Source organism: Sphingomonas molluscorum (genome assembly GCF_039522995.1).
Classification (GTDB): Bacteria; Pseudomonadota; Alphaproteobacteria; order Sphingomonadales; family Sphingomonadaceae; genus Sphingomonas; species Sphingomonas molluscorum.
Map to the genome: position 1 here is coordinate 184463 of NZ_BAAAEL010000008.1, position 9771 is coordinate 194233.

Annotated in this window: 8 protein-coding genes; all 8 read left to right on the forward strand. The window is 66.9% G+C overall.

Features of this window, described 5'->3' with window-relative positions; genetic code table 11:
• Positions 1 to 430: 430 nt before the first annotated feature.
• The gene (gene paoA / locus ABDZ92_RS10225; protein ID WP_125960626.1) at positions 431 to 1072 is read left to right on the forward strand and encodes an aldehyde dehydrogenase iron-sulfur subunit PaoA; all 642 of its coding nucleotides are present in this window, start codon (positions 431 to 433) and stop codon (positions 1070 to 1072) included.
• Positions 1069 to 2019, forward strand: coding sequence for an FAD binding domain-containing protein (locus ABDZ92_RS10230; protein WP_125960627.1), 951 nt, complete (start codon positions 1069 to 1071; stop codon positions 2017 to 2019). Before paoA ends, ABDZ92_RS10230 begins: the two co-directional genes overlap by 4 nt.
• Positions 2016 to 4235, forward strand: a complete 2220-nt coding sequence (paoC, locus tag ABDZ92_RS10235) for an aldehyde oxidoreductase molybdenum-binding subunit PaoC (protein ID WP_125960628.1) — start codon at positions 2016 to 2018, stop codon at positions 4233 to 4235. Before ABDZ92_RS10230 ends, paoC begins: the two co-directional genes overlap by 4 nt.
• Positions 4236 to 4319: 84 nt before the next feature.
• Positions 4320 to 4451 carry a hypothetical protein gene (locus ABDZ92_RS10240; protein WP_272695625.1) on the forward strand — a complete coding sequence of 44 codons (132 nt, stop codon included), beginning with the start codon at positions 4320 to 4322 and terminating at the stop codon, positions 4449 to 4451.
• A gap of 3 nt (positions 4452 to 4454) precedes the next feature.
• On the forward strand, positions 4455 to 5363 hold the full coding sequence (locus tag ABDZ92_RS10245; RefSeq protein ID WP_125960629.1) for a LysR family transcriptional regulator: 909 nt from the start codon (positions 4455 to 4457) through the stop codon (positions 5361 to 5363).
• A gap of 103 nt (positions 5364 to 5466) precedes the next feature.
• Positions 5467 to 6234 carry a glucose 1-dehydrogenase gene (locus ABDZ92_RS10250; RefSeq protein ID WP_125960630.1) on the forward strand — a complete coding sequence of 256 codons (768 nt, stop codon included), beginning with the start codon at positions 5467 to 5469 and terminating at the stop codon, positions 6232 to 6234.
• 92 nt (positions 6235 to 6326) lie between these two features.
• A complete protein-coding gene (locus ABDZ92_RS10255; protein ID WP_125960631.1) occupies positions 6327 to 6737 on the forward strand; it encodes a (R)-mandelonitrile lyase in 411 nt (136 codons plus the stop codon).
• A 724-nt stretch (positions 6738 to 7461) separates the two neighbouring features.
• A complete protein-coding gene (locus tag ABDZ92_RS10260) occupies positions 7462 to 9708 on the forward strand; it encodes an ATP-binding protein (protein ID WP_425542288.1) in 2247 nt (748 codons plus the stop codon).
• The last annotated feature ends 63 nt before the right edge of the window (positions 9709 to 9771 follow it).

The window sequence follows — 9771 nt, forward strand, 5'->3', positions numbered from 1 at the left end:
GTTGGCCGCCTGAACTCCGGCATCGCAATGGTTTGTCACCGATGGCCGGTGTCCTCATGCGGCCAACACCTCACGCAGGTTTGGCCCGCCGTGCCGCCACTCGTTTCGAGCAGGCTGTGGCACAGGCCCCCTCCGCACCCATGTCGAGGGTCCGCTGAGCGATACCCCAACCTCCCGCTGACTGATCGCCCCACCCCACCTACCCGCCCTGTCGCTGCGGCTGGGCCACCTCCGCCGATCTGCCCGTCCGAGCTGACGGCGATCTCCCACCGTGCCGTTTCTCGGTGAGCAGCATTCATCGCTTCGTTGAGTTGCTTTGCAGGCGCGATCGCCTGTGCCAAGCGTTAGAAGGACCGAAGGTGCGCGCAACGGCGGTGCGGCCATGCGTATGCGCGGCGCCGACGGACCGGCGAAGGAAGGAACCTTTATCATGGCCGCAGAGGCTGAATTTGGAATTTCCCGCCGAACCGTTCTTGCCAGCGGGGCGGCAACGGCGGTCGCCGCGACTGCGCCGGCGAGCGCCGCGGCAGCGCAAGCGACAATCGCTGCGGAAGCGGTGCCGACCATGCCCGTCTCGTTTGAGGTGAACGGCCAGAAGCGCGATCTCACCCTCGATCCGCGCACCACGCTGCTCGACGCGTTGCGCGAGCACCTGCACCTCACCGGCACCAAGAAAGGCTGCGACCACGGGCAGTGCGGCGCCTGCACGGTGATCGTGAATGGCGTCCGGATCAACTCCTGCCTCAGCCTCGCCGCCCAGCACCAGGGCGACACGGTCACGACGATCGAGGGCCTGGGCACGCCTGAGAAGCTGCACCCGATGCAGGCCGCGTTCGTGCGCCACGACGGCTATCAATGCGGCTACTGCACGCCGGGCCAGATCTGCTCGGCGGTTGCGGTGCTGGACGAGATCAAGCGCGGCGTGCCGAGCCATGTGCAGGCCGACGTGACGAAGAAGCCCGGCTTCACCAACATCGAGATGCGCGAGCGGATGAGCGGCAACATCTGCCGGTGCGGCGCCTATTCGAACATCGCCGAGGCCATGGCCGAAGTGGCGGGAGCCAAAGCATGAAGGCCTTCACCTACGAGCGCGCCACGGACCCGGTAGCCGCCGCCCAGGCCGCGGCCCGGCCGGGCACCAAGTTCCTGGCCGGCGGCACCAACCTGCTCGACCTGATGAAGCTGGAGATCGAGGCGCCGACCCATCTCGTCGACGTCCAGGGCCTGGGTTTCGACAAGATCGAGAAGACCGCGGACGGCGGCCTCAGGATCGGGGCGCTCGTCACCAACACCGATCTTGCGACCGACGCGCGCGTGCGCCGCGACTATGGCGTGCTCGCCCGTGCGATCGTGGCCGGCGCCTCCGGCCAGCTTCGGAACAAGGCGACGACCGCGGGCAACCTGCTCCAGCGCACCCGCTGCCCCTATTTCTACGACACCAACCTGCCCTGCAACAAGCGCAAGCCGGGCTCTGGCTGCGGCGCGATCGGGGGTGTCTCGCGCCAGCTCGCGGTGATCGGATCGAGCGAGGCCTGCATCGCGACCAACCCCAGCGACATGGCGGTGGCGATGCGCGTGCTCGACGCCACGGTCGAGACGGTCAACCCGCAGGGGCAGACGCGATCGATCCCGATCGCCGACTTCCATCGGCTGCCCGGAGACACGCCGCACATCGAGAACGTGCTGACCCCGGGTGAGCTGATCACCGCGGTGACGCTGCCAAAGCCGGTGGGCGGGTTCCAGATGTACGAGAAGGTGCGGGACCGCGCGTCCTATGCGTTTGCCGTCGTGTCCGTCGCCGCGATCGTCCAGAAGGATGGCACGGGCCGGGTCGCGCTGGGCGGCGTCGCGCACAAGCCGTGGCGGGTCGAGGCAGCGGAGGCGGCGATGCCGCAAGGCGCCAGGGCCGTTTCGGCGAGGCTGCTCGCCGGGGCGAAGCCCACGCACGACAATGCATTCAAGCTGCCGCTCGCCGAGCGCACGCTGGCAGCGGTGATGACCGAAGCGAGGTCCGCATGAAGTTCGATACGCCCGCGGGCACCAACCCGATCGATCAGCAAAAGGTCGTGGGCCGCGCCCACAGCCGCATCGACGGACCGCTCAAGGCGACCGGCACGGCACCCTATGCCTATGAGTTCCACCGCGAGATTGCCGACGCAGCCTATGGCTATGTGGTGGGAGCCGCGGTCGCGAAGGGCCGCATCCGCGCGATGAACCTGCGCGACGCGAAGGCGGCGCCGGGGGTGATCGCGATCGTAACGGCCGCCGATGCCGGCAAGCTCGGCAAGGGCAACTACAACACGGCCAAGCTGCTGGGCGGCCCGGAGGTCGACCATTATCACCAGGCGGTCGCCCTCGTCGTGGCCGAGACGTTCGAGCAGGCCCGCGCAGCAGCCGCGCTGGTCCGCGTCGACTATGACCGGGGCGCCGGCCGCTTCGACTTGGACGAGGGGCTGAAGACGGCACCGCTGACGGGGGGCAACAGCGGCGAGGGCAGCGAATCCCCGCCCGAGCACCGGGTCGGCAAGTTCGAGGAGGCCTTTGCCGCCGCGCCGGTGAAACTGGACGCACTGTACACGACGCCCGACCACAGCCACGCAATGATGGAGCCGTTCGCCTCCATCGCCGCCTGGAACGGCGACGAGCTGACGCTCTGGACGTCCAACCAGATGATCGACTGGGGGCGTTCGGACCTCGCCAGGACGCTGGGGATGCCGAAGGAGAAGATTCGCTTCCTTTCGCCCTATGTCGGCGGCGGCTTTGGCGGGAAGCTGTTCCTGCGCACCGACGCGGTGCTGGCGGCGCTGGGAGCGCGCGCGGCGAAGCGGCCGGTAAAGCTCGCGCTGCAGCGGCCGCTGATCGCGAACAACACCACGCACCGGCCGGCGACGCGCCAGCGCATCCGCATCGGCACGACCCCGGACGGCACCATCACCGCCATCGCGCACGAGAGCGGATCGGGCGATCTGCCCGGCGGCGGCCCAGAGACCGCGGTGAACCAGACCGAGCTGCTCTATGCCGGCGCCAACCGGCTGACCTCGCTGCGGCTCGCCGTGCTCGATCTGCCGGAGGGCAATGCGATGCGGGCGCCCGGCGAAGCGCCGGGCATGATGGCGCTGGAGATCGCGATCGACGAAGTGGCCGAGAAGCTCGGCATGGACCCGATCGCCTTTCGCGTGAAGAACGACACCCAGGTCGATCCCAAGACGCCGACGCGCCGGTTCTCGCAGCGCAACCTCGTCCGCTGCCTGGAGGAAGGCGCCGACCGCTTCGGTTGGTCGCGTCGCCAGGCGAAGCCCGCCCAGGTGCGGGACGGCCGCTGGCTGGTGGGAATGGGCGTGGCGGCGGCGTTCCGCAACCACCTCGCCCTGCCGTCCGGCGCGCGCGTGCGACTGGGCCGCGACGGAGTGGTGACGGTCGAGACCGACATGACCGACATCGGGACCGGCAGCTACACCATCATCGCCCAGACCGCGGCCGAGATGATGGGCGTGCCGATCGAGCAGGTGGCCGTGAAGCTCGGGGATTCGAGCTTCCCCATCTCTGCCGGTTCGGGCGGCCAGTTCGGTGCCGCCAGCGCGACCTCGGGCGTCTACGCCGCCTGCGTCAAGCTGCGCGAGGCGGTGGCCCAGCGGCTCGGCTTCAACTCGGCCGACGCGCAGTTCACCGGCGGCAAGGTCACCGGCGGCAATCGCTCGGCCAGCCTAGCCCAAGCGGTTGCTGCCGGAGAGCTGGTCGCCGAGGACAAGATGGAATGGGGCGACCTTGGCAAGCAGATGCAGCAGTCGACCTTCGGCGCCCACTTCGTCGAGGTTGGGGTCGATGCCTATACGGGCGTGACCCGCGTGCGGCGGATGCTGGCGGTCTGTGCGGCCGGCCGGATCCTGAACCCCATTACTGCCCGCAGCCAGATGATCGGCGCGATGACGATGGGTGTCGGCGGCGCGCTGATGGAGGCGCTCGAGGTCGACAAGCGCTTCGGCTTCTTCGTCAACCACGATCTTGCCGGCTATGAAGTGCCGGTCCACGCCGACATCCCGCACCAGGAGGTGATCTTCCTGGACGAGGCGGACCCGACGGCGAACCCGCTGAAGGCCAAGGGCGTGGGCGAGCTGGGGCTCTGCGGGGTCGGGGCGGCGGTCGCCAACGCGATCTACAATGCGACGGGCGTCCGGGTGCGCGACTATCCCATCACGCTCGACAAGCATCTGGAGAAGTTGCCTGCGATCGCCTGATGCGGACAGATGCCACGCTTCTCCCCTTCGATGCGGTTGTTCCTATCGAAGGGGCGGGGCTGACGCGCAGAAAGATCTAGAGCCATGATCCGTCTAGCGCTCCATCGTTTGATTGCGGACGACAGCACCGTGCTCGGCTTCGGCATGTATCAGGCGGCGTTCGAGAAAAATGCTCGATCCTTCGAGACGCTGATCAATCCAGGCGATCGGCTGTAGCCCGTGGCTGCGAACCGATCCGATCTCGCCGACATCACCTACTTCCTGGCCATCGCCAGGCACCGCAGCTTCCGCTTGGCGGGACTGGAGGTAGGGGTCAGCGCATCCGCGCTGAGCCATGCCTTGAAAGGACTGGAAGGGCGCCTCGGCGTCAGGCTGCTCAATCGCACCAACCGTAGCGTCACGCTGACTGCGGCGGGTGAGGAACTGCGCGACGCGATCAGCCAGCCGTTCACCGCGATCGACCGGGCGCTTGAGGATCTCAATCGCTACCGTGATGCGCCAACCGGCCGCATCCGCCTGAATGTCGTCGCCGATGCGGTCCCGTTGCTGTTCGGATCGGTGCTGCCGCTGTTCGCCGAGCGCTTTCCCGACATCGAAGTCGACATCGTTGCGACCAACCGCATGGTCGATGTGGTCGGCAGCGGCTTCGACGCGGGGATCCGCTATGGCGGCACCGTTCCCGAAGACATGGTCGCCCAGCGTCTCTCCGCCAACCTGCGCTGGGTCGTGGCGGCATCTCCTGCGTATCTGGAGCGCTACGGGGTGCCTGGTGCGCCGCAGGACCTCCAGCAGCATCGCTGCATCGGCGTGCGGCTAGGGAACGGGCGTATCTATCATTGGGAGTTCGAAGGACCGGAGGGCGAGTTCGCCCTGCCGGTTCAGAGCAAGATCACCGTGGATGATACCCAGGCTCTGTTGACGCTGGGCTTGCAGGGCATGGGGCTCATCTATGGTCTGGAACCGGCCTTCGCGCCCTATGTGGCCCGCGGCCAACTCAGTCTGGTTCTGGAGGAGTGGGCTACCCAGGGACCAGGCTATCACATCTATTATTCCAGCCGCCACCAGGTGCCGACCGCGCTTCGCCTCCTGATCGAGCTCATCCGCGAAGTTCGGCCCTTGGGCTTGTGAGCGCGGGCGATGAGCGACGCTCACCGTCTCATGAACGGCTGCCGGGCTAATCCCGCCCTGGTTCGAGGCCTACGTCCCGGGTGACAAGCTTCGGAGGCCAACAATGAACCCTACCTACGACTTCACGGGCCAGGTCGCATTCGTGACTGGCGCAAGCCAGGGCATGGGTCTGGCCGCGGCGAAGGCCTATGCCGCAGCGGGTGCCATCGTGGTGCTCACCGATGTGCAGGCAGAACGCGTTCAAGCCGAAGCCGAGGAGATTCGCGTCCACGACGGTAGAGCGATCGGCCTTGCCTGCGATGTCCGCGAGGAGGACCAGGTGGCGGCAGCGATCGAACGGACGGTTGCGGAGTTCGGGCGCCTCGACATCGCCTTCAACAACGCCGGTGTGCAGGCGCCCGCAAGCGATCTGGCCGACCAGCCGACCGAGGACTTCGATCGTGTCATGGCGATCAACCTGCGCGGCACCTGGGCGTGTATGAAGCACGAACTGAGGCAGATGCGGGCGCAAGGATCGGGTGCGATCGTCAACATGGCCTCGATCGGCGGGCTGATCGGCAACCTCGATCTCGCCGCGTACAACGCCACCAAGCATGGCGTGATCGGGCTGACCAGAAGCGCCGCACTGCGCTACGCCAAGCTCGGCATCCGCATCAATGCAGTCTGTCCGGCCACGATCAACACTCCGATGGTGGCGAGCATGCTGGAAACCCAGCCTGAGGCGATGGAGGACATCATGCGTCTTCAAGTGATCGGGCGCCTTGGCGAACCCGAGGAAGTCGCGGCCGCCGTCCTGTGGCTGTCGAGTTCCGGCGCCAGCTTCGTCCACGGAATCGCGCTGCCCGTCGACGGCGGCTTCACGGCGAACTGACGATGATCGTCAACTCGCTCTCCGCCCCGGCAATTCTGGCCGGTTCACTGGCTCTCTCGACCATCGCGCATGCACAGCAAGGAGAACCGAAGATGGAAATCACCCGCAAGGCAGATATGAAGACCGTGGACGGCTCCGAAGAGTATTTCACGGGCAAGGTCACCATCACCGGCCAGTTCCAGCGCCCGGATCCCTCCCGCGTCAGCGGCGCGATCGTCCATTTCGAGCCGGGCGCGCGCACCGCGTGGCACACGCATCCGGCGGGGCAGACGCTGATCGTCACGGAGGGCGTGGGCTGGACCCAAATCGAGGGCGGACCGAAGCTCGAGTTCCATGCCGGCGACATCCTGTGGTGCCCTGCCGGGCACAAGCATTGGCACGGTGCGACCCAGCACGAAGCAATGACCCACATCGCGCTCCAGGAAGCGGTGAACGGCTCCCCCGTAACCTGGATGGAGAAGGTGACGGACGAGGAGTATCTTGCCCCGGTCGCGAAGGATTGATCCCATGCCGCACGTGATCGTGAAGCTCCCCGGCCGGGCCCTTGGAGTTACTAATAGGCACGGTATTCGCGAATAAGCGAGGAGTCCCGTCTGCCAAGTTGTGGAAGGATCGGAGGTTTGTTTCAGCTCGCCGTCTTTGCGGTGCTCGCCTCCAGGTGAGCAGCCAACCCGTGTCTTGCCCCGGCGCATTCTCGAGCCGCTGTAGCGGCCCCACCGGCTTACCGCTAAAGCAACGATGCCGATGTACCGCGAAGGTTACGATAGCTTGTCTGATCCTGTCCCGCTTCGATCCCGCTCCGCGGAAGAACTGTTTGCCGGCCCCGGTGAGATCCGCGCGCTTGGTCGCGTCATCGATTGGTCGGCTACGCCGCTGGGCCCCGTCGAGCGCTGGCCGCAGAGCCTTCGCTCGACGGTGCGTACCCTTTTGTCGTCCCAATATCCCATGGTTCTCACCTGGGGAGGCGCGTTCACCCAGATCTACAATGATGCCTATTCGAAGCTGATTGGCGACCGGCATCCGGCGGGCCTCGGCAACGATATCCGGATCACCCTTGCCGAGGCCTGGGACACGCTGGGGCCCATGATCGACCGGGTGATGAGGACGGGCCTGGCGAACTGGACGGCGGCCCTGCCGCTGGAGATGCATCGTTCCGGCTATCGCGAAGAGGCCTACTTCTCGGTCAGCCATGCGCCGGCCGAAGATGACGACGGCAACATCGTCGGCATGCTGGCCGTGTGTTCGGAGGTGACCGAGCAGCTGGTGAGCGAACGACGGCTGCGCCTGTTGAGAGAACTCGGTGCGAGGGCGGGTGAAGCGCGCGAACCCGCCGAGGCCGCCCGCGACCTCGTCGAGACCATGGCCGAACATCCGCTCGACGTGCCCTTCGCCGCCATCTACCTCTGCGAGGGTGACGAGCTGATCCGCACGGCGGCAGTCGGCATCCCGGAGCACAGCGTGGCCGCACCGCCCCGCATGCATCAGGGGGCGGGTGCCGTGTGGCCCGTCGCCGCGGCATTGCGCGGCCAGGTGACCCCGGTCGACCATGTGCAGACCCTGGTCCCGCTGGTCGGCGGACCCTATGCCGATCCCGTCCGCTGTGCCCTTGTCCTCCCGATCACCGGGGCGCAGGGAACGGCGCTGGGCGTGATCATTGCGGGCGTATCCCCGAACCGCTCGCTGGATGAAGGCTATCGCTCGTTCTTCGAGCTGCTGGCCGGTCAGGTTTCGGTCGCCATGCGCAACGCGCGCGCCCGCGAGGACGAGCGTCGGCGCGCCGAGGAGTTGGCTGAACTGGATCGGGCGAAGACCGCCTTCTTCTCCAACGTGTCGCACGAGTTCCGGACGCCCCTCACCCTGTTGCTCGGGCCGCTGGAGGACGCTCTGGCCGACAGCCCTGACCGCCTGCCTGCGCATCGCGGCGAGCTGGAGATGGCGCATCGCAATGCGCTACGTCTGCTCAGGCTGGTCAATGCGCTTCTCGATTTCTCGAGGGTAGAAGCCGATCGAGCCGAAGCGAGCTTCGAGCTCGTGGACCTTGCGACGCTGACCGCCGATCTATCCTCCAACTTCCGATCCGCGATGGAGAAGGCCGGGCTGGACTTCACCGTCGACGTTCAGCCCCTTCCTCGCCCCGTGGCGGTCGACCGCAGCATGTACGAGACGATCGTGCTCAACCTGTTGTCCAACGCCTTCAAGTTCACGCATCAGGGAGCGATCCGGGTTCGGCTGGCCGCGTTGGACGATGGGGTCGAACTGACCGTGACGGATACCGGCGAGGGCGTCGCGGCGGAGGAACTGCCCCGGCTGTTCGAGCGGTTCCACCGGATCGAGGGCCAGAACGCGCGCAGCCATGAAGGATCGGGGATCGGCCTGGCTTTGGTCCAGAAGCTGGTCCAACTCCACGGTGGCACGATATCGGCCGAGAGCGAGGGGCCGGGCCGCGGCGCGACCTTCAGGGTGATCCTCCCCTATGGCCGCACCATCGGCGACACAGCGGTTTCAGCTACCGCGTCCGCCCGGGCGGACGCCTATGTCGAAGAAGCGCTTCGTTGGCTGCCCGGAGAGGCGGTAGCGTCGCGGACGTCACCGCCCGACGCGCGGCCGCATCTTCTTCTGGCCGACGACAACGCGGACATGCGCGCCTATGTCGAGCGCCTGTTGCGCGACGACTATGAGGTGACGGCGGTCGCGAACGGCACGGAAGCCCTGGCGGCGGCAAAGCGGATCGCACCCGATCTCGTCCTGTCGGACATCATGATGCCAGGCCTGGACGGGTTCGCGCTGCTTCGGGAGCTGCGGGCGGACCCGGCCACGGCCGCCGTCCCGATCATCTTTCTGTCAGCACGCGCTGGTGAAGAGGCCAGGGTGGAAAGCCTGGAGGCCGGGGCCGACGATCATATCGTGAAGCCCTTCAACGCCCAGGAGCTGCGCGCGCGTGTGGCCGGGGCGCTTCGGCTGGCGGACCTTCGCGGCGAAGCAGCGTCCCGCGAGCGCGTGCTCGAGGCGAAGCTCGCCACCAGCCAGGCCAGGGCCGCGCTTGCCGACAGTGAGGAGCAGTTGCGGATGCTGGCGGACGCGCTGCCCGTGCTCATCACGCATGTCGACAAGGATCTGCGATACCGGTTCGTGAACCGGACCTTCGAACAGTGGTTTGGCCGGCAGCGCGAGAACGTGATCGGACAGTCCGTGTTCGACGTTGTGGACCCGGAAACGCTCGCCCAGGGGAGAGCGAACATCGACGGCGTGCTAGCGGGCGAGCACCTCTCCTTCGAGCAGGAGCTGATCTTTCCCGACGGGGTGCGCCGTATCGTACAAGCCGAATACCTGCCCCAGCTGACGTCCGACGGGCAAACAGAGGGCTTTTACAGCCTGGTTCAGGACGTGAGCGCCACGCGGGAGCAGGCGCGTCTGCTCGCCGACAACGAGCGCCGGATGCGGACGGTCCTGGAGGCCGTGTCCGACGGCTTCTAGGGTCAGGACTCGTTGATCACAGCCAGAAGATGACGGTGGCAGCGAGGGCGATTGCGGAGAAGA